The following is a 20,366-nucleotide window of genomic DNA, read 5'->3' on the forward strand; positions in this document are numbered from 1 at the left end:
GCCACCGTCTTGGCGCGAAGTCGCGCCGTGACGTACACCTATTGCGTAAATTCTACGCAAGACATCGGGTGTAAGCGCCGGGCTGGCCCCTATTGAGTGACCCTTAAAGATCTGTGGACCTCGACCGACGCGCGCCGTTGACATACCGGCAGCTGCTTTACGACGGTGACCACTCGCGGCCTCCGTCGATAAGCGATTACCAGCGGTAGTGAGCGAATGCGCGGTTAGCTTCCGCCATCTTGTGAGTGTCCTCACGACGCTTGACGGATGCACCCAGGCCGTTGGATGCATCGAGGATCTCGTTAGCGAGACGCTCGGTCATGGTGTTCTCACGTCGCTGACGGGAGAACATCAGCAGCCAGCGCAGTGCCAGCGTGGTGCCGCGGCCCGGGCGAACCTCGACCGGGACCTGGTAGGTGGCGCCACCAACACGGCGGGAACGAACCTCAAGAGCCGGCTTGACGTTCTCGATTGCGCGCTTCAGAGTCAGCACCGGATCAGTACCGGTCTTCTCTTCGCACATCTCAAGTGCACCGTAGACGATGCGCTCTGCAGTCGACTTCTTACCGTCGATCAGAACCTTGTTGACCAGCTGCGACACCAGAGGGGAGCCGTAGACCGGGTCGTTGACGACAGGACGCTTCTGTACTGGGCCCTTACGTGGCATGGCTTACTTCTCCTTCTTTGCGCCGTAGCGGGAACGAGCCTGCTTGCGGTCCTTGACGCCCTGGGTGTCAAGGGAACCACGGACGATCTTGTAGCGGACACCCGGGAGGTCCTTAACACGACCACCGCGAACGAGCACCATGGAGTGCTCCTGCAGGTTGTGGCCCTCACCCGGAATGTAAGCCGAAACCTCGATACCGGAGGTCAGGCGAACACGAGCGACCTTACGAAGAGCCGAGTTCGGCTTCTTCGGGGTGGTGGTGTAAACACGGGTGCAAACGCCGCGGCGCTGAGGGGAACCCTTCAGAGCTGCGGTTGCAACCTTAGCCTTCTTGTCATGGCGGCCCTTGCGGACCAGCTGCTGAATAGTGGGCATGAAGCCTCTTTCTGTTTTCAATCCTCGCTGGACATTCTCACGACCGATGCCAACCGCAGCGGAGTAACCACCTTCCGTGTGAATGCATCACAAGAAAAGTTATTACTCATCCAGTGGTGAGCCCATCGGTTGAACGCAAGAAATGGAGGGATTTTGAACGTGCGAAACCCAGTCAGCCGCTCTCGCTGGCCTACTGGGTAATGTCTCAAGTTCCCAATTCTTTTCTGGGATCGTTGTATAACAGTACGCGAGCTGCGGGTTTAGTCCAAACACCCTGGTAATGGCCTATAAATTTCAAGCACTTTGAGTACAACTCCGGTTTGCGACCAAATTTTCGTCGTAAAGCGCGGCGCGCCTCACCCCACGACCTCTCGCGCCACTGGAGTCTCTAATCCTCCCACCACTGTCGCTCGGGAACATCGCCGCGGGAGCCGTCAGGCAGCAACTTAACTCCCAGCACCTGATGCAGCTGGATGGCGTTGTGACGGAAATTGTATTCCGAGCCGGCCATGTACATGCCCCACAACTTCGCCGTCTGTTCTCCGACAAGCTCAACTGCCTTATCCCAGTCGTTCTCCAGGTTTTCGCACCAGTCGTTGAGAGTGCGAGCATAGTCAAAACGAAGGTTCTGCTGATCGACCATCTCGAATCCCTGGTCCTGCATGGCATGCATGATTGTGCCAACGCCAGTGAGCTCGCCGTCAGGGAAGATGTAGCGATCAATGAAGGTGCCCTTGCGGGTGCGGTGATTATCCCAGTAAGTAATGCAATGGTTGAGCATCAAACCGCCCTCCTTCAGCTTCCCGTAAAGGAAACCAAAGAAGCTCCGGTAGTTCTTAACGCCAATGTGCTCCAGGATGCCAATCGCAGAGATGGCATCGAAGTTCTGCTCGGCGACATCTCGGTAATCCTGGAAACGCACCTCGGCGAGGTGCTCGAGACCTTCTTCCTTGATCTTCGCCTGTGCCCACTCTGCCTGCTGTTCGGAGAGAGTCACGCCAATCGCCTTCACTCCGCGCCTAGCTGCATAGAGAACCATGCCGCCCCAACCGCAGCCAACGTCGAGAAGCCGGTCGCCTTCCTTCAGACGCAACTTATCGAACACGAGGCGATACTTGTTCTCTTGAGCCTCTTCAAGCGTAGAGTCTTCATTCGGATAGTACGCACAGGTGTACGTCATCGACGGGCCGAGTAGGAACTCATAGAATTCATTGCTCACGTCGTAATGCGAAGAGATTGACTCTGCGTCGCGTTCCTTAGAATGGCGAGCCAGACCGTTGTGCAGGCGCTTCTTCCACCATGCGGTGCGCTCGATCTCCGGGATTTCAGGAACATACGGCAGCCCCATCGCCCGTAGCGAGCGGACGACCTTTGCCAAAGTTGCAGCAGGTGGAACCTCGAATTGATCATGCAGATCCATCAGCGCCCCGAAGGCCTCGATGGGGTGCCCGAGGCTCACACGGGTCAGTTCCAGTTCACCGGTAACGAATGCTCGCCCAAAGCCGACATCGTCACGCAGATGAGTCACGATGTAGTTCAAAACGTCGCGCGAGCGTACGTTGATGCCTACTTTCGCATCCTCCGGGCCTGCCGCCGAACCGTCGAAAGCAGTCAAACGCAGCGGCAGTGGCTTTTCCGAAGTATCGATGAAGGCCTCAAAGATCTCTGCAACGGTCATTGGAGTAAACGCCATGATGAGTCCTTATCTTTGAAAGATGTGGCTAAGTGATCTGTTTTTGTTTTAGACGTCGGCGCAGGGTTAAACACTCGGCGTTGCGATTGATTTAAGCGCCAGCAACGGTCTTGTCATAAAGGCGCGGGAAGCGCGAGTTGGGATCGTAGATTTCCTTGAGCTCGTCGGGCAGACCGCCTCCATAGAGCTCTTCAAACTGCTCCGGCGAATAGAAAGCCTCGGAATACAGTGACTTATGGCCACCCAATTCACTGACCTTTTCCTCGATGACCCGGTTAAAGGCGCCGGGACGCGAATCGCCGGGCACCAAATTTATTGGCACTGCTGACCAGAACCCCACGTTGACCCAGGTGGTCTCGGGATCAAGCGGATAGAGCGGCCACGGGCTGTCACTATCGGCTAATTTGTCACCGCCACCAATCAGATTCTCTGAACCTTCCCGAAGGTGGATTGGGCACATCCACACTGGCTGGATATCGCAAGCTTCGAAGAACCAATCCAAAAACTCAGCCAGTCGGTCGACAGTGACTTCGATATCCTGAACGACGCGCTCGTTAGCTGGCAGGCCCTTCCGAGCCTTCATCTTGTTCTCAAGGTCATATTTCTTATCGAGTCCAACCAGCTTCCAATAGAAAGACGAACGCTTGAGCTCTCGCGGCCACATAGCCCGCACTGTCGGATTCTGGGTTCCAAAAGCTCGAGAGCACCAGAACCAGTCAACATCCCAGCGCCAGATGTAATCGCGAATGGTGAGACGATCTCGGGTGATTCCCGATGGATGCTGGAGCGAGCGGTAGTAAACCTTGTCCCGGGTGTAGTCCGAGACAGGACCTTCTTCCTCCGTCTTACGGCCGAGCACAAGGTAGATTTCTTCCGGCGAGAACGCCACACCATCAAGAAAACCAACGGGTTCGCCTTGGTATTCCTTCTCGGCGACAACGGTTGCGAGCTTTTCAGCCGCCTCTGTTGTGGAGTGGCATCGCACGTGCCGGAGTTCAACGTACGGCAGTACTTCTTCCAGCTCAATCTTTAGTCTCACGACGTACCCGAGCGACCCATAGGAATTAGGAAAGCCACGGAACAGGTCCACATTTTCAGTACGAGAGCAGGTAATAATCTCGCCAGTGCCCGTCAGAATATCCATTTCCAGGACCGATTCATGCGGCAGACCATTGCGAAACGCTGTGGACTCTACGCCCATGCCTGTGACAGCTCCGCCGAGCGTGATTGTCTTCAGTTCAGGGATTACAAAGGGCATGAGCCCATAGGGCAAGGTGGCATCCACCAAGTCTTCGTACGTGCACATTCCCTGCACATCGGCAGTCTTTGCAACAGGGTCAACGGCCACTACCCCACCGAGGCCACTGACATCGAGGCCAGGAACATCGGTTTCACTGCGGGTCCGAAAAAGGTTCGACGTTTGCTTCGCCAACCGCACTCGCTTATCGACGGGAATAGATTGAAAACTCTCCAGAAGTTTCTGCACTCCCTGCTCATGCGCGTACCAGCCCACCGGTTCAACACAGACCTGGTCAATCCCCCGCCCTGGTGCCAGCTTTGCTGCCGCGGCAGTGAGCCTTCCGGCTAAACGAGGGACAGTGCCAACACCAGGATTCTGTTGATGAGCCATGAAAGCTACCGTAACCGCAGGTCTTGGGTGACTTCTATGCAAGTTGACGGATTGTTTTTCGCATCTTCGTGGGAAGCCACCAAACTTTGCATTCTCCGTGGAGAGCAATTCATCGCCTGAAAAGGGGATTTACCTCTATATCTATAACTTGCTATGGGTAACCTTAGTGTCCAGTCGGCTTACCCTTTAAAAGGGGTGGCGACCGAATGCGGTATGAAACAGAATTTCGCCATGCTCACCACAGGCGAATGCCTTCTTCATTGCCAGCAGTGTACTGACAGCGTATAGGTGGGGACATGTCTAAGAAGGTTATTGTCATTGGCGGCCACGGCAAGGTGGCCCAAATCGCTACTCCCCTACTTATCGACGATGGCTGCGAGGTCACCTCTGTTATTCGCAACCCCGACCAGGTCCCGGATATCGAGGCTCTCGGGGCCACACCAGCCGTTTACGACATCACCAGTCTCTCGACAGAGCAGTTTGCGGACCTTCTCAGCGGGCATGATGCCGTGATTTGGTCCGCCGGCGCTGGTGGAGGTTCACCAGAACGGACTTACGCGATCGACCGCGACGCAGCTATTACTTCGATTGCCGCGGCCGAGCAGGCTGGCGTTAAGCGCTACGTCATGGTCTCCTACTTTGGTGCGGGTCACGACCATGGCGTTCCAGAGGATCACAGCTTCTTTGCCTATGCCGAGTCCAAGGCTGCAGCCGACGAAGCGCTGCGCGCGTCAGACCTCGAATGGACCATTCTCGGCCCAAGCACACTTACCCTTGATAAGGGTCCGGATTCCATCGACACTGCTGCAACTAAGGCAGGCAAGGTCGCTCGCGCGACCGTCGCCAATGTCATCGCACAGACCGTATTCAACGACGCCACTGTTCGTCGCATGATCAACTTCAACGAGGGCAACACTCCGATTTCGGAGGCACTCAAGGCTTAAGCGACATCCGAGAGCGGTACATAATTAGCTCTCATCTTCTTGGAAACCGCTAACTCCTGACAAAGAAAAATCCTCCGGCACAACCGTGACGAACTAGCAATCCGCTAGTAAGCCACAACTGTGCCGGAGGATTTTTCCGGTTGCCACCTAACAGTTAGCGCACGAAGCCCCAACTGTCAGGCGAGGTGCTTTGCCCGACAGTGACCGAGGGAATTCTCCCGCTCCCCAGCCACTGCCGCAAAGCTATTGGTTTTTACTCGAAGGTTCCGATGTCATCCAGCGGAACTGCGGAACCGACCTGGTCGATGCCGTAGGTGTCCTCAGCGCCGTAGAAGCCCTCACCGAAGGAAGCGAACGGGGCGGCTGCCTGGCGGGCAGCTTCCTCAGTCGGCTCAACCGTGATGTTGCGGTAGCGCGAGATACCCGTACCAGCCGGGATCAGCTTACCGATGATCACGTTCTCCTTCAGGCCGATGAGCTTATCCGAGCGCTTGTTGATAGCGGCGTCGGTAAGCACGCGCGTCGTCTCCTGGAAGGAGGCGGCGGACAGCCAGGACTCGGTGGCCAGCGATGCCTTGGTAATACCCATCAGCACGCGACGACCCTCGATGACGCTGCCACCAGAGGCAACGATTTCGCGGTTCTTAGCCATGACCGTGGAGCGCTCGACCAGTGCACCTGGCAGCAGGTCGGAGTCACCCGGCTTGGACACAATCACGCGGCGCAGCATCTGGCTGACAATAACCTCGATGTGCTTGTCGTGAATGGCCACACCCTGGTCACGGTAGACCGACTGGACTTCCTCGATGAGGTGACGCTGGACGCCTCGGCGACCCAGGACCTCGAGGACCTCGTGCGGATCGGCAGCGCCCTTGAGCAGCTGCTGCCCCTTAACCACATGGTCACCATCGCGGATGGCGCGACGACGGCCATCGACGGTGATTTCAGCCAGACCCTGACGCTTGGACAGCTTGTCGTAGACGACCTCGTCCTCGCTGTTGGCATCCGGGATGAGGGTGAGCGTGTAGAAGTGCTCATCCTCTTCCAGGCGCACGCGTCCGTTTTCGCGGACCAGCGGAGCCTTGTTCTTTGGCACGCGGGCCTCGAACAGCTCCTGGACACGCGGCAGACCACCGGTAATGTCGCCACCGACACCACCCTGGTGGAACGTACGCATGGTCAGCTGGGTACCCGGCTCACCAATGGACTGCGCAGCGACAATACCGACAGCCTCTCCGATGTCGACCAGCTTGCCAGTTGCCATCGAGCGACCGTAGCACTTGGCACAGACACCGGTTGCGGTGGAACAGGTCAGAACCGAGCGGACCTTGACTTCCTTGACACCGTGGCTGAGAGCCAGGGTGATGTGGTCGTCGTTCAGGTCGGTGTCAGCCTCGATAAGGACATTGCCCTCAGCGTCGGTGGCATCGGCTGCCAGTACGCGAGCAATCGCGGCGGTCTCGACGTACTTCGCACGACGGATCTCGCCGGTCGGGTTGCCGGTTGCGTCCAGAACATCCTCGCCAATCTGGACAACGACACCGTCGTGGGTGCCACAGTCTTCTTCGCGAACGATGACATCCTGTGCAACGTCGACCAGACGACGGGTCAGGTAACCCGAGTCAGCGGTACGAAGCGCGGTATCGGCCAGACCCTTACGGGAACCGTGCGAGTTGTTGAAGTACTCGAGAACCGACAGGCCTTCGCGGAAGGAGGTCTTAATCGGGCGGGTGATGTATTCACCACGCGGGTTCGTGACCATGCCCTTCATGCCGGCCAGCGAGTGAATCTGGCCCATGTTACCGGCAGCACCCGACTTCACGATCATTGGAATCGGGTTGTCATCCGGGTACAGAGCCTCGACCTTTTCACCGACCTCAGAGGTCGCGGCCTTCCACAGGTTAACCAGCGACTCGTGACGCTCAGCAGCCGAGAGCTTACCGCGGCGGAACTTCTTCTCCACCGTGGCGGCCTTCTCTTCGTAGCCGTTCAGGATCTCACGCTTGTTCGGGAGGACCAGCACGTCAGACATAGCAATGGTGACACCAGAACGGGTAGCCCAGTAGAAACCAGCATCCTTGAGCTTGTCGACGGTCTGAGCGACCGTAATCATCGGGTACTTGGCAGCCAAGTCGTTGATGATCGCGGCCTGCGGCTTCTTAGCCATGACGCCTTCGACGTATGGGTAGTTCCACGGCAGCAGGTCGTTGAACATAACGCGGCCAAGCGTGGTCGAAGCCAGCCAGGTATCGCCCTTGTTCCAACCATCTGGGAACTGCTCGGCCTCAATCTCAGCCGGCGGACGCAGGTGGCTGATGCGCACCTTAATCGGGCTCTGCAGGCCAATTGCACCGCGGTCGTAAGCCATGATGGCCTCGGCCGGGCTGGTGTAAATACCCTGCTCCGGTGCGTCCTCGGTGGCATCCTGGTGGCCACCCGGCAGCTCCGGCTTCTCCAACGTCAGGAAGTACAGGCCAGTGACCATATCCAGACGCGGCATAGCCAGCGGCTTACCGGAAGCCGGCGACAGAATGTTGTTCGAGGACAGCATCAGGACGCGAGCCTCTGCCTGTGCCTCAGCGGACAGCGGCAGGTGAACTGCCATCTGGTCACCGTCGAAGTCGGCGTTGAAAGCCTCACATGCCAGTGGGTGCAGCTGAATTGCCTTACCCTCAACCAGGACCGGCTCGAACGCCTGAATACCCAGGCGGTGCAGCGTAGGTGCACGGTTCAGCAGGACCGGGTGTCCGGTAATGACATCTTCGAGGACGTCCCACACCTCTGGGCGCTGACGCTCAACCATGCGCTTCGCGCTCTTGATGTTCTGCGCGTAGCTCTTGGCCACGAGCTCCTTCATAACGAACGGCTTGAACAGCTCAAGAGCCATCAGCTTCGGCAGACCACACTGGTGCAGCTTCAGCTGCGGGCCGACGATAATAACCGAACGACCGGAGTAGTCCACACGCTTACCCAGCAGGTTCTGACGGAAACGACCCTGCTTACCCTTGAGCAGGTCGCTCAGGGACTTCAGCGGGCGGTTACCCGGACCAGTGACCGGACGACCGCGACGACCGTTGTCGAACAGTGCGTCAACGGATTCCTGAAGCATGCGCTTCTCGTTGTTGACGATGATCTCCGGAGCGCCGAGGTCAATCATGCGCTTCAGGCGGTTGTTGCGGTTGATGACACGACGGTAGAGGTCGTTCAGGTCGGAGGTCGCAAAGCGGCCACCGTCGAGCTGGACCATCGGGCGCAGCTCCGGTGGGATCACCGGGATGCAGTCGAGCACCATAGCGGCCGGATCGTTGCCGGACTGCAGGAATGCAGTGACAACCTTCAGGCGCTTCAGGGCGCGCATCTTCTTTTGACCCTTGCCGTCGCGAATAATCTCGCGCAGCTCCTCGGCCTCCTTGGCCAGGTCGAAGTTGCGGATCAGGGTCTGAATAGCCTCAGCACCCATACCACCGGTGAAGTAATCCTCGTAGCGGTCGACGAGCTCGGTGTAAATGCCCTCGTCGATAATCATCTGCTTCGGCTCAAGCTTGATGAAGGTGTTCCAAATCTCGTCGAGACGATCCAGCTCGCGCTGGGCGCGCTCACGGATGTGGCGCATCTCGCGCTCGGCTGCAGACTGAACCTTCTTACGGGCATCAGCCTTGGCACCCGCTGCCTCGAGTTCAGCCAGATCCTCTTCCAGGGTCTGGGCACGCTCGGCCAGCTCCTGGTCGCGATCGTCCTCAACCAGCTTCTTGTCCACGAGCATGTCTGCTTCGAGGGTTTCCTGGTCGTTGTGGCGAGCCTCTTCATCCACGGAGGTGATGATGTTGGCAGCGAAGTAGATGATCTTTTCCAGATCCTTCGGAGCCAGGTCGAGCAGGTAGCCGAGGCGGGACGGCACACCCTTGAAGTACCAGATGTGAGTGACCGGAGCGGCCAGCTCAATGTGGCCCATGCGCTCACGGCGAACCTTCGACTTGGTCACCTCAACGCCACAGCGTTCACAGATGATGCCCTTGAAGCGAACGCGCTTGTACTTACCACAAGCACACTCCCAGTCACGGGTCGGGCCGAAGATACGCTCACAGAAAAGGCCATCCTTTTCCGGCTTCAGCGTACGGTAGTTAATCGTCTCGGGCTTCTTGACCTCACCGCGAGACCAGCGGCGGATGTCGTCGGCGGTAGCGAGCCCAATCCGGAGCTCGTCAAAGTTGTTGACGTCGAGCACCTGTTTTCCCTTTCCCTCCGCATCGAAGTAATGCGGAAACCAAATTCTCTGCGGAGGTTTTTGTACGTTGTCGTCTGTGTTGGGTTATTCGCGAGTTAGGGCTTCCCGACCCTGATACTCACGCAATGTTTCGTCGTTAAGCGAGAAACTATGCGGAGTCAGCGTCAGAACGCTCGTCGCGGGACAGGTTAATGCCGAGGGAAGCGGTCGCGTGGTCGAGTTCCTCATCGTCGGAGGAGCCCAACTCAACCGGAACGCCGTCGGCCGAAAGGACCTCAACGTTCAGGCAGAGCGACTGCAGTTCCTTCAGAAGCACCTTGAACGACTCCGGAATACCCGGATCCGGAATGTTGTCGCCCTTCACGATTGCCTCGTAGACCTTGACGCGGCCAACCACGTCATCGGACTTGATGGTGAGCAGCTCCTGCAGGGTGTAGGCAGCGCCGTATGCCTGCATTGCCCACACCTCCATCTCACCGAAGCGCTGACCACCGAACTGGGCCTTACCACCCAGCGGCTGCTGGGTAATCATGGAGTACGGACCGGTGGAACGAGCGTGAATCTTCTCGTCGACCAGGTGGTGCAGCTTCAGCATGTACATGTAGCCCACCGAAACCGGGAACGGGAACTTCTCGCCAGAGCGGCCGTCGAACAGCGTGGCCTTACCATCAGCGTTGACCAGCACCTCGCCGTCACGGTTCGGGCGGGACGACGCGAGCAGACCAGCGAGCTCCTCGTTCTCAGCACCGTCGAACACTGGGGTTGCGACCAGGGAGTCGGACGGAACGTCGTGCAGGTCAGCCGGAAGACGCTTAGCCCAATCCGGGTCGCCCTCAATGCTCCAGCCGGCCTTCGCCAGCCAGCCGAGGTGAACCTCGAGGACCTGGCCGATGTTCATACGACGCGGAACACCGTGGGTGTTCAGAATGATGTCGACCGGGGTGCCGTCCGGCAGGAACGGCATATCCTCCTGCGGCAGGATCTTGCCAATAACACCCTTGTTACCGTGGCGACCTGCCATCTTGTCGCCGTCCTGAATCTTGCGCTTCTGCGCAACGTAGACGCGGACCATCTCGTTGACACCCGGTGCCAGGTCGTCATCGTCTTCACGGGAGAAGACGCGGACGCCGATGACCTTGCCGGACTCACCGTGCGGGACACGCATGGAGGTGTCACGGACCTCGCGGGACTTCTCGCCGAAGATAGCGCGCAGCAGGCGCTCCTCCGGAGTCAGCTCAGTCTCGCCCTTCGGCGTGGTCTTAGCGACCAGGATGTCACCGTCGCGAACGTCAGCACCGATGCGGACGATACCGCGGTCATCCAGATCCTTCAGCATCTCCTCGGACGCGTTCGGGATGTCACGGGTGATTTCCTCCGGACCCAGCTTGGTGTCACGGGCATCAATCTCATGCTCCTCGATGTGAATCGAGGTCAGGATGTCCTCCTCAACCATGCGCTGGTTCAGGATGATGGCGTCCTCGTAGTTGTGGCCTTCCCACGGCATGAATGCCACGAGCAGGTTCTTACCAAGTGCCATCTCACCGTTGTCGGTACCCGGACCGTCAGCGATGACCTGGCCGGCCTCAACACGCTGGCCTTCGTCAACCAGTGGCTTCTGGTTGTAGCAGGTGCCCTGGTTGGTGCGTTCGAACTTGCGCAGCAGGTAGGTGTGGCGCTGGCCCTCATCATCCATGATGGTGATGAAGTCTGCCGACACGGTCTCGACCACACCGGTGGCCGAAGCGACAATGACATCGCCGGCGTCGTAAGCAGCACGCTGCTCCATACCAGTACCGACGAACGGAGCCTCCGAACGCAGCAGCGGCACAGCCTGGCGCTGCATGTTCGCACCCATCAGGGCACGGTTAGCGTCGTCGTGCTCGAGGAACGGAATCATGGCGGTAGCCACGGAGACCATCTGACGCGGGGAAACATCGAGGTAGTCGACCTCATCGGCGCGGACGGACTCGACGTCACCACCCTTCTTACGAACAGACAGAGTCTCCTGAACGAAGTGGCCGTTCTCGTCGACCGGGGTGTTGGCCTGCGCGACGACGTAGCGGTCTTCCTCATCAGCGGTGAGGTAGTCGACCTCGTCGGTGATGACACCATCGCGGACGCGACGGTACGGAGTCTCAATGAAACCGAACGGGTTCACGCGTGCGTAGCAGGACAGCGAACCAATCAGACCAATGTTCGGACCCTCTGGGGTCTCAATTGGACACATGCGACCGTAGTGGGACGGGTGAACGTCTCGAACCTCAAGGCCAGCACGGTCACGGGTCAGACCACCCGGGCCCAGTGCGGACAGACGACGCTTGTGGGTCAGACCCGACAGCGAGTTGTTCTGGTCCATGAACTGGGACAGCTGGGAAGTACCGAAGAACTCACGGATAGCCGCGGAAACCGGGCGCACGTTAATCAGGGTGGTCGGCTGGATCGACTCCACGTCCTGAGTGGTCATGCGCTCACGAACCACGCGTTCCATGCGGGACAGACCCACGCGGACCTGGTTCTGAATCAGCTCGCCTACGGTACGCAGACGACGGTTACCGAAGTGGTCGATATCGTCGGTCTCAACCGGGATCTCAACACCTTCCGGCGAGGTCATAACATTCTCGCCGTCGTGCAGGCGCACAAGGTATTCGATGGTGGTAGCAATATCCTGCTCGGTCAGAACCATCTCGCCGGAGGCATCAGCGCCCAGACCCAGCTTGCGGTTGACCTTGTAGCGACCGACCTTAGCCAGGTCGTAGCGCTTCGGCTTGAAGAAGTTGTTCTCCAGCAGAGCCAGCGCGGACTCGCGCGTCGGCGGCTCACCCGGGCGCTGCTTGCGGTAAATCTCCAGCAGAGCCTCGTCGGTGTTTGCAACACCGTCCTTCTCCAGGGTGGCCATCATGATCTCAGAGAAGCCGAAGCGCTCCTTGATCTCCTCGGTGGTCCAGCCGAAAGCCTTCAGCAGAACCGTGACCGGCTGGCGACGCTTACGGTCAATACGAACGCCGACGGTGTCCCGCTTGTCGACGTCGAACTCCAGCCACGCACCGCGCGACGGAATAATCTTCACCGAGTGCAGCGGGCGCTCGGTGGACTTGTCGATGGTCTCATCGAAGTAGACGCCCGGAGAGCGCACCAGCTGAGAAACAACGACACGCTCAGTTCCGTTGACGATGAACGTACCCTTGTCCGTCATCATCGGGAAGTCACCGATGAAGACAGTCTGGCTCTTGATCTCACCGGTCTCGCGGTTGGTGAACTCCGCGGTGACGTAGAGGGGAGCCGAGTAGTTGATGTCCTTATCCTTGGACTCATCCACGGTGTTCTTAACGGAGTCGAACCATGGGTCCGACAGCGTCAGGGACATCTTCTGGGAGTAGTCCTCGATCGGAGAGAGCTCTTCTAGAATATCTTCGAGACCGCTGGTAACCCGAGCGTCTTCTCCGAGCTCCTCCTGGCGACGAGCACGCCACTCAGGCGTGCCAATGAGCCATGCGAAAGACTCACGCTGCAGGTCGAGCAGACCAGGAACCGCAATCGGCTCCTGAATCTTTGCAAACGAGTACCTCTTCGAAGCTCCGGGAATACCGGTTACTGCCTTGGTCTGGCGGGAGACTGCCAAGATGCGTCCTTCCAGCACCTCACGCGGTGGAGCACACCGGCAACCGGTGGTGCGCTCCGCCCGCTTGGTTTATACGCGATTCAAGTTGCAGGAATTATTTCTGTTGCGCACCGGGATACTTTGCGTCTAACCTTTGGTCACACACGAAAGTGATTCCCCCGCCACTTGGCCTCCAAGACCAGCCTTTAAAGGCGAGCCCCGAGCCCTAACGGCGGCGCCGCAGCAACTCCTTTAACAGCTAGATGCACGAAAAACGGTGCTACATAATAGCCCCGCGCTCCGAGCGCAAACTATAAAAGAGCTGGCGACAGATACACTAATTCCAGCGCAACGATTTAGCCTATATCAAAAACTGGCAGTTGTCTAGTACAACTTGACAAATCGGGCGTGTCGCATTCACCCGTTACCGATATAACGATGAGGCCTGGGCGCTATGGCCGTCGTAAAGCGTTACTCTGCTTTACGACGGGTCGAAGGACGCACGATGCCCACGATTGCGATGAACACCAGAATTGAACCGGACGCAATGAGGCCGATTGACCACGGCTCTAGAGCTGGGCGCTGGAAATTCTGTATTGCGCCAAAGAGAAGCTGATTGGAAAGGCCTTCGTCCATCTTGCCGTTGAAGCGCAGGTAGTCCATGATCGGCTCGCCGTCGCGGGTCTCCCACCAAAGGTGGATGTCCTCGGCCATATCGATGACCGAGCCAGACTTGGGCTCAACCCACAAATCACGGGTGCCCTGGTACTGGAGGAAGCCGGACTTGTCATCCTGGGTTAGCTGAGAGACATAAGAACGGTACTTCTGGGCGAGATTCGTCTTCTCAATGTCCTGACGGAAATGCAGGACACGGTTACCACCGCGCTCCTCTTCCCCGACAAACTTTGCTGGCAAGGAATCGTGGAGGAGATCATCAAAGATTAGGTATTCCTTTTCCTCCGTGTCGGCCGGGAGCTTCACCCAGTTCCCCTCGAAAGCCACTGACCGTGGAACGCCCGCCATGCGGTCGACAAGCGTCGCAGGAGCCAGCGCCTCGCCGGTGAGTCGGTCGATGGTAACTGTCCAGATATTGGCCTCGATAAGCTCCGTCAGCGGGTCGGTGCCGATAACCTCAGGGGGAAGCTCACGCATTTCAGTCACGCCGACGCGGAGCGAAACCTTGTCCGCATCCGCGGGTTCGATGAGCACGCCGTGAAGCTGTCGCTGCAGCGGCGAGTGCACTTCTTCCCGCTTGCCCTCTTCGTTAATCCTGGTGGATACGCCGTCTTCCGCCCGCAGGGTATACGACACCGGCGGCAGGTCAAGCGGCATTTTGGGATCAACATTGAGCACTTTGGGCAGCAAAATGCCAGCAGCAAGCAGTGCGGTGCCTAGACCCAACAGAAGGATAGACAAAATTCTCGGCCGTGAGAGCATGTTAGATACTTTACAGGCCAATAAGGGTAATCAAGACAATGAGTGGGCTGGTTTTTGCCTCAACTCCCTGTGACGGGTGAGATTAGTGAGGTTTTGCCCGGGTCAGGTGGGTTAGCAAAGGCCCCAGAAACAAAAGAACCGCCAACCCCGGGCACGAAGCCCAGAATTGGCGGTCAGAATTGGTAGCTTTAGGCCACTACCGGGGCCGAGGCAAGTAATTGAATTACTTGAGGGCAACCTTTGCGCCAGCCTCTTCCAGCTTAGCCTTAGCAGCCTCAGCGTCGTCCTTGGAAGCACCCTCCAGGATAGCCTTCGGAGCGGACTCAACCATCTCCTTAGCCTCCTTCAGGCCCAGGCCGGAGACGATCTCACGGACAGCCTTAATAACGCCGATCTTCTTAGCGCCAGCGTCCTCGAGGACGACGTCGAACTCGTCCTTCTCCTCAGCAGCAGCCTCGCCGCCAGCAGCGCCTGCAGCAGCAACTGCAACCGGAGCAGCAGCGGTGACGTCGAACTCTTCCTCGAAAGCCTTCTTGAACTCGGTGAGCTCAACGAGGGTCATTTCCTTGAAAGCCTCGAGCAGTTCCTCAGTGGTGTACTTAGCCATGGATATTCTCCTATGAGTGTGGTGCGGCCGCTCCCCTCAGAGATCCCTGGGGTCGAAGCCGTCAAAGTGATATTGAAAAGTTTTTCGCGTGATTTAGTTCGCGTAGATCGCGAGCCGCTCGGGATTACTTCTTTTCCTCGAGTGCCGCAGCAAGGCGGGCAACCGAGGAGGTCGGAGCGTCGAGCAGGCCAGCGACGTTCGCCAGAACGCCGTTGAAGGCACCAGCCAGCTTTGCCAGCGTGGTCTCACGGTTATCCATATCCGCAAGAGCCTCGAACTGTGCTGCATCCATTGCAGCACCGTCCATGTAGCCGCCCTTGATCACGAGGTTCTTGTTGTCACCGGCGAACTTCTTAATCGCCTTAGCCGCATCCACAGCCTCGCCCTTGATGAAGGCGACTGCAGTCGGGCCGTTCAGGTGCTCATCAAGACCCTCAATCCCTGCCTCGTCGGCAGCGATCTTGATCATGGTGTTCTTGGCGACGGAGTACTTAACATCAGCACCGAGGGCGCGACGCAGTTCCGTGATTTCCGCAACGGACAGGCCGCGGTACTCAGTCAGCACGATAGCGTTGGACTCTTCAACGTCCTGCTTCAGCGCTGCAACAGCTGCAATCTTCTCAGCATTTGCTGCCATGTGTACTCTCGCCTCCTTCCTGGTCTTTGCAATTTTCCGCTCGGCCAAGTGAAGGATTCTTTTGCGCAAATACAACAAACGCCCCAATCCTCGCACAAGGATGGGGCGCACAATTCTTGTGGCATGTTCCACTTCAACTCCGCCGACCGCAAGGACAACAGGTGAAGTCAAACTGCGCAAGCGCTTCCAAGTCCTCCTGCGTGGGCCGCTCACTGTATTCCTACAATGAAACCTTCAATCCGCTTCTTTCAAAGCGAATGACCGACGGTCTTCGGTGAAACTTGAGTACCAACCTCCATCTTCCCAACTCGATGTTGGTACCGATTGGAAGCCGGTCAAACTTCGTGAAGAAACTTTATACCAGACCCTGGCAATTAACCAAATCGCCTATCCAAACCGCGCCGCACCTGGCTCTCCGAAGCGGCCGAACTCCAGGTCCTTCTCACGTTGCTGGACAATCATCTCGAGCTCGGCAAAGTACGCATTCAGGTCGTCGTCGGCAAGCCAGAGCACTTGGTCGGCGTAGTCGAGCACCACGCGCACCATGTCGTCGGGATGTGCGTCCAATCTGGCGGCGTCGAGAATATCCACGGTGAGTGTCAGTGCCACGCGCACAACCGGCGGGATCTGCGATGCCAAACACTGCTGCGCCACGACATTGCGCAGCTCGACGGCCTCCATCCGCGCAATGATGCGCAACAGCCGCACGACCACGACCCGCGCCGCCCGAGCTTGTAGAGCTTCCTCCTCACTCATCCCCGGAAGCACCACAGAGTCCTGGATATTGCGGCGAAGGACCTCAGCTACGCGCTCGTCCTCCCCTAGCCCCGTCAGTACCTCGCCCAGCAGAGTCTGTCCTGCGATGCGCAGGCAGGGCATGTCATAGGCGTCGTCGCCCAACGAGTCGAGATACGAGATGAGCTGCGGTTCAATAATTCCGGAACCGTCGTCGAGCTGCGCCAGGCGATTAATCTCGCCGAGCGCCTCCAGCCCTTCTTCGGGTTCCAAAATTAACGTCATAATCGCGATTTTAAGCAACAAACTTTGGCTGTGAGTCCATTTCGCCTGGATTAGTTGTTTGGATTAGCAATTCGCTTTACGACGTCTACCGCGCCCAAGCCCCCACCGCGCTATCGATACCCCTTATGCCAATGCAAAACCGCCACCTTACACACTGTGGGAAAGTGCGCGCGGCGGCGGTTTTAAAGAGCTTTGCTCAGAGTCACTCTCGAGTGACTCGTGAAGAGCACACTCGCCTATCGGCTGATGCTGATTTAGGCGGTGTAGTCCTTGATCACGCTGGTGTCAACCGGGATGCCCGGGCCGTTGGTGGCGGAGACGGTGATCTTCTTCAGGTACTTACCCTTAGCAGCGGACGGCTTGAGGCGCATCAGCTCGTCGATAAGCGCACCGTAGTTCTCGGCCAGCTTCTCAGCGTCGAAGGATGCCTTACCGATAACAGCCTGCAGGTTTGCAGCCTTGTCAACGCGGAAGGAAATCTTACCGCCCTTGATCTCGGTGACAGCCTTAGCGACATCCGGGGTAACGGTGCCGGTCTTCGGGTTCGGCATCAGACCACGCGGGCCGAGGATGCGAGCCACGCGACCAACCTTGGCCATCTGGTCCGGAGTTGCGATGGCAGCGTCGAAGTCGGTCCAGCCGCCCTGAATCTTCTCGATCAGCTCCTCGGAGCCAACGAAGTCAGCGCCGGCCTCTTCAGCCTTGGTGGCGTTCTCGCCAGCAGCGAAAACAACAACGCGGACGGTCTTACCGGTGCCGTTCGGCAGGGAGACAGTGCCGCGAACCAGCTGGTCAGCCTTGCGCGGGTCAACGCCCAGGCGGATAGCGACGTCGATGGTGGCGTCGTAGTTCTTGGAGGAGGTCTCCTTGGCCAGGTTAGCGGCCTCGAGCGGAGAGTAGATGCGGCCGGCGTCGATCTTCTCGGCGGCGGCGCGGTATGCCTTAGAGTTCTTGCTCATGAAAAGTCCAATCTCAATTAAGTGAAATGGTTGGATTGTGGTGTGTAGCGGGCCGAAGCTGGCCCTACCACTTGATGAAGGTGCAGCTAAACGCTGACGGTTTACTTAGCGCCCTCGACGGTGATGCCCATGGAACGAGCGGTACCGGCGATGATGCGTGCACCCATCTCGATGTCGTTAGCGTTCAGGTCCGGCTTCTTCAGCTCGGCGATTTCCTTGCACTGCTCCCAGGTCACGGAACCGACCTTGTTGGTGTGCGGAACGCCAGAGCCCTTCTGAATGCCAGCGGCCTTCAGCAGCAGCTTAGCTGCCGGCGGGGTCTTCAGAACGAAGGTGAAGGAGCGGTCTTCGTAGACAGAAATTTCAACCGGGACAACGTTGCCACGCTGGTTCTCAGTTGCTGCGTTGTAAGCCTTGCAGAACTCCATGATGTTGACACCATGAGCACCCAGTGCCGGACCAACCGGCGGAGCCGGGTTAGCCTGACCAGCCTGAATCTGCAGCTTAATAATCGCAGAAAGCTTCTTCTTCGGAGCCATCGGATTAACCTACTTCCTAGTTACCGGGGCGCGCCGCCCCGATGAAAAGGCGACTCACCCCGTCCGGATGCCGACGCTTTACGACGACCCTTGCGCCCTCGACCATCATGGCCGCTGGCGCTGGTCATCGAGTTGGTGCCAGCCACCGGGGATACGAATTACTTGGCGCATCTGTGCTCAAGGCACAAAAATGCACGCCTGGCTACGTTACCGCAGCGTATGGCGTGCATCAAAATCCGTTACCGGATTGGTTGCGCGAGCGAGCTAGCTGGTGCCTTGCTCGGCGCTTGGCTTAGGGCTGTGCTTGCCGCTTGGCTCTGCGCCTGGCTTGAGGTCGGGCCTAGTTCAGCTTCTCGACCTCATCGATGCCCAGCTCGACCGGGGTCTCACGGCCGAAGATGGAAACCAGAGCCTTCATGCGGCCGGTGTCCGGGTCGATCTCGGAGATGGTCGCAGCCACAGATGCGAACGGACCGGACAGGATGGTGACGGACTCGCCGACCTCATAGTCGATGGCGACGGCCTTCTTCTCCGCCTGCGGCGCCGCTGCGACAGCCAGCTCACCGTCGGCATTTGCAGCTTCTTCAGCGGCGTCCGCGGTGATGGTCTCCTTCGGCATGAGGAACTTAGCGACCTCGCGAATCTTGACCTTGGACGGCTGGCCCTCGCTACCGACGAAGGAAGTAACACCCGGGGTGTCGCGGACGACGGACCAGGACGGGTCATCCAGGCTCATACGAACCAGAACGTAGCCCGGCAGCAGCTTGCGCTTAACGATCTTCTTCTTGCCGTCGTCCTTGCGCTCTTCGACTTCCTCAACCGGAACGATGACCTCGTGGATCTGCTCATCGACACCCATGGTCTGGGCGCGCATTTCCAGGTTGGTCTTCACCTTGTTCTCGTAGCCGGAGTAGCACTGGATGATGTACCAGTCGCCCGGACGACGCTTGAGCTCACGCTGGAACTCGCGCAGGCGCTTACGGTACTCGGCATCTGCGTCAGCAGCTGCCTGTGCCTCAGCGTCAGCGGCAGTCTCCTCTGCCGGCGCTGCTTCTGCTGCAGCAGTGTCAGCTGCGGCTGCGTCGGCTGCGGCTGCGTCGGCTGCACCCTCGGCCGGAGCTTCTACGTGAGCCGGTGCGCCCTGCGCATCCTGCTCAGTTGCGGCAGCATCCGCGGACTGGGCGTCGGAGAAAATATTCTGACCATCATTCATGTCGTGCTAACCCCTCTTGTATCTACATCAACGGTTCGCGACATTGGCATCTTCGCCTAAAGAGTCTTAAGAGCCAATATGCCATCCGCAATCACTTCGCACAGCCAGACACCAGCTGCGCTAACGAATAATCCCGCCGTCCGGAACTCGGAGGCGGGATGAAAAGCATCACTGCGAAACAGTATAACCGATTACTTGCCCAACACCGATCGGACACCCAGACCGGCCAGCGTGTCCACACCCCACACGAGAGCGATCATGGCAATCAGGAACAGAATCACGATGATGCTGTAGGTGACCATCTGGCGGCCGGTCGGCCAAATCACCTTGCGCAGCTCGTCAACAACCTGCTTGATGAAAACCAAAGGGTTACGAGTCGAAAGCTCGTTGGTCTCCTTCTCACGCGCAGGCTTCTTCGCCACGGTGGTCTGCGCGCCCGTCGCCTGGCGCTTACCGGACGGGCGAGCCGCCGCCTGGAAAGTCTGGTTTTCCTCAGACACGATGCTCCTTCGCTACTTCGTGCATATGAGACCTAAAGATACTGCACAGTGAAACTCAAACGTGAATTCTTCAAGGGCAAACTCCGGGGAAGTTCTCCGGAGCCAAGCCCCCACTGTGCAGAGCAAGTCTGGTTCAGTGCGTAAATTCTAGCCGATAATCCACACTATCGAAGAAATGCCCTTCGTGGGAACCGCAGGCTTCGAGATTCGATTCTGACAACCCCAAAGAGCCACGGGCTGCTCGCTCGGGCTGCTCGCTTCGGCCGCTCGCTCGGGGATGCGAACTTGGGGCTGCAAATGTGAAACTGTATGGGTTTATGAC

General features: G+C 58.2%; 15 protein-coding genes. 1 reads left to right on the top strand and 14 read right to left on the bottom strand.

Features of this window, described 5'->3' with window-relative positions; genetic code table 11:
* Nucleotides 1-196: 196 nt before the first annotated feature.
* The 4 genes from rpsG to HMPREF3130_RS09965 form a co-directional block, all read right to left on the bottom strand.
* Nucleotides 197-667 (bottom strand): 30S ribosomal protein S7, encoded by a 471-nt coding sequence (gene rpsG, locus HMPREF3130_RS09950; RefSeq protein WP_049193220.1) that lies wholly within the window; start codon nucleotides 665-667, stop codon nucleotides 197-199.
* 3 nt (nucleotides 668-670) lie between these two features.
* Nucleotides 671-1,042, bottom strand: a complete 372-nt coding sequence (rpsL, locus tag HMPREF3130_RS09955) for a 30S ribosomal protein S12 (RefSeq protein WP_005509887.1) — start codon at nucleotides 1,040-1,042, stop codon at nucleotides 671-673.
* A 388-nt stretch (nucleotides 1,043-1,430) separates the two neighbouring features.
* On the bottom strand, nucleotides 1,431-2,735 hold the full coding sequence (locus HMPREF3130_RS09960) for an SAM-dependent methyltransferase (RefSeq protein ID WP_070429873.1): 1,305 nt from the start codon (nucleotides 2,733-2,735) through the stop codon (nucleotides 1,431-1,433).
* A 91-nt stretch (nucleotides 2,736-2,826) separates the two neighbouring features.
* Nucleotides 2,827-4,365 (bottom strand): FAD-binding oxidoreductase, encoded by a 1,539-nt coding sequence (locus HMPREF3130_RS09965; protein WP_070429874.1) that lies wholly within the window; start codon nucleotides 4,363-4,365, stop codon nucleotides 2,827-2,829.
* Nucleotides 4,366-4,661: 296 nt separating this feature from the next.
* On the opposite strand from HMPREF3130_RS09965, the gene HMPREF3130_RS09970 reads away from it, so the two are divergent.
* Entirely contained in the window at nucleotides 4,662-5,309 is a 648-nt protein-coding gene (locus HMPREF3130_RS09970) for an SDR family oxidoreductase (RefSeq protein ID WP_070429875.1), read from the top strand.
* Nucleotides 5,310-5,562: 253 nt separating this feature from the next.
* Here HMPREF3130_RS09970 and HMPREF3130_RS09975 read toward each other — a convergent pair whose 3' ends face one another.
* The 10 genes from HMPREF3130_RS09975 to secE form a co-directional block, all read right to left on the bottom strand.
* The gene (locus tag HMPREF3130_RS09975; protein ID WP_070429876.1) at nucleotides 5,563-9,534 is read right to left on the bottom strand and encodes a DNA-directed RNA polymerase subunit beta'; all 3,972 of its coding nucleotides are present in this window, start codon (nucleotides 9,532-9,534) and stop codon (nucleotides 5,563-5,565) included.
* A gap of 148 nt (nucleotides 9,535-9,682) precedes the next feature.
* Nucleotides 9,683-13,171 carry a DNA-directed RNA polymerase subunit beta gene (locus tag HMPREF3130_RS09980; protein ID WP_070429877.1) on the bottom strand — a complete coding sequence of 1,163 codons (3,489 nt, stop codon included), beginning with the start codon at nucleotides 13,169-13,171 and terminating at the stop codon, nucleotides 9,683-9,685.
* 432 nt (nucleotides 13,172-13,603) lie between these two features.
* Nucleotides 13,604-14,569 carry a cell envelope lipid trafficking protein PgfA gene (locus HMPREF3130_RS09985; RefSeq protein WP_049170045.1) on the bottom strand — a complete coding sequence of 322 codons (966 nt, stop codon included), beginning with the start codon at nucleotides 14,567-14,569 and terminating at the stop codon, nucleotides 13,604-13,606.
* A 223-nt stretch (nucleotides 14,570-14,792) separates the two neighbouring features.
* A complete protein-coding gene (gene rplL / locus HMPREF3130_RS09990) occupies nucleotides 14,793-15,176 on the bottom strand; it encodes a 50S ribosomal protein L7/L12 (RefSeq protein ID WP_016422047.1) in 384 nt (127 codons plus the stop codon).
* A gap of 124 nt (nucleotides 15,177-15,300) precedes the next feature.
* Nucleotides 15,301-15,813 carry a 50S ribosomal protein L10 gene (gene rplJ / locus HMPREF3130_RS09995; RefSeq protein WP_016422046.1) on the bottom strand — a complete coding sequence of 171 codons (513 nt, stop codon included), beginning with the start codon at nucleotides 15,811-15,813 and terminating at the stop codon, nucleotides 15,301-15,303.
* A 387-nt stretch (nucleotides 15,814-16,200) separates the two neighbouring features.
* Entirely contained in the window at nucleotides 16,201-16,833 is a 633-nt protein-coding gene (locus HMPREF3130_RS10000; RefSeq protein ID WP_070429878.1) for a hypothetical protein, read from the bottom strand.
* 254 nt (nucleotides 16,834-17,087) lie between these two features.
* On the bottom strand, nucleotides 17,088-17,792 hold the full coding sequence (gene rplA / locus HMPREF3130_RS10005; RefSeq protein ID WP_016422044.1) for a 50S ribosomal protein L1: 705 nt from the start codon (nucleotides 17,790-17,792) through the stop codon (nucleotides 17,088-17,090).
* A 101-nt stretch (nucleotides 17,793-17,893) separates the two neighbouring features.
* The gene (gene rplK / locus HMPREF3130_RS10010; RefSeq protein WP_016422043.1) at nucleotides 17,894-18,331 is read right to left on the bottom strand and encodes a 50S ribosomal protein L11; all 438 of its coding nucleotides are present in this window, start codon (nucleotides 18,329-18,331) and stop codon (nucleotides 17,894-17,896) included.
* Nucleotides 18,332-18,671: 340 nt separating this feature from the next.
* Nucleotides 18,672-19,544 (bottom strand): transcription termination/antitermination protein NusG, encoded by an 873-nt coding sequence (gene nusG / locus HMPREF3130_RS10015; RefSeq protein ID WP_070429879.1) that lies wholly within the window; start codon nucleotides 19,542-19,544, stop codon nucleotides 18,672-18,674.
* A 191-nt stretch (nucleotides 19,545-19,735) separates the two neighbouring features.
* Nucleotides 19,736-20,044 (bottom strand): preprotein translocase subunit SecE, encoded by a 309-nt coding sequence (gene secE / locus HMPREF3130_RS10020; protein ID WP_016422041.1) that lies wholly within the window; start codon nucleotides 20,042-20,044, stop codon nucleotides 19,736-19,738.
* Nucleotides 20,045-20,366 lie beyond the last annotated feature (322 nt).

It is taken from the genome of Corynebacterium sp. HMSC14B06 (genome assembly GCF_001807075.1).
Taxonomy (GTDB): Bacteria; Actinomycetota; Actinomycetes; order Mycobacteriales; family Mycobacteriaceae; genus Corynebacterium; species Corynebacterium jeikeium_D.

Excerpts from the sequence above, each read along its gene's own strand:
- rpsG (WP_049193220.1), bottom strand. The coding sequence starts at position 667 with ATGCCACGTAAGGGCCCAGTACAGAAGCGTCCTGTCGTCAACGACCCG.
- rpsL (WP_005509887.1), bottom strand. The coding sequence starts at position 1,042 with ATGCCCACTATTCAGCAGCTGGTCCGCAAGGGCCGCCATGACAAGAAG.
- HMPREF3130_RS09960 (WP_070429873.1), bottom strand. The coding sequence starts at position 2,735 with ATGGCGTTTACTCCAATGACCGTTGCAGAGATCTTTGAGGCCTTCATC.
- HMPREF3130_RS09965 (WP_070429874.1), bottom strand. The coding sequence starts at position 4,365 with ATGGCTCATCAACAGAATCCTGGTGTTGGCACTGTCCCTCGTTTAGCC.
- HMPREF3130_RS09970 (WP_070429875.1), top strand. The coding sequence starts at position 4,662 with ATGTCTAAGAAGGTTATTGTCATTGGCGGCCACGGCAAGGTGGCCCAA.
- HMPREF3130_RS09985 (WP_049170045.1), bottom strand. The coding sequence starts at position 14,569 with ATGCTCTCACGGCCGAGAATTTTGTCTATCCTTCTGTTGGGTCTAGGC.
- rplL (WP_016422047.1), bottom strand. The coding sequence starts at position 15,176 with ATGGCTAAGTACACCACTGAGGAACTGCTCGAGGCTTTCAAGGAAATG.
- rplJ (WP_016422046.1), bottom strand. The coding sequence starts at position 15,813 with ATGGCAGCAAATGCTGAGAAGATTGCAGCTGTTGCAGCGCTGAAGCAG.
- HMPREF3130_RS10000 (WP_070429878.1), bottom strand. The coding sequence starts at position 16,833 with ATGACGTTAATTTTGGAACCCGAAGAAGGGCTGGAGGCGCTCGGCGAG.
- rplA (WP_016422044.1), bottom strand. The coding sequence starts at position 17,792 with ATGAGCAAGAACTCTAAGGCATACCGCGCCGCCGCCGAGAAGATCGAC.
- rplK (WP_016422043.1), bottom strand. The coding sequence starts at position 18,331 with ATGGCTCCGAAGAAGAAGCTTTCTGCGATTATTAAGCTGCAGATTCAG.
- nusG (WP_070429879.1), bottom strand. The coding sequence starts at position 19,544 with ATGAATGATGGTCAGAATATTTTCTCCGACGCCCAGTCCGCGGATGCT.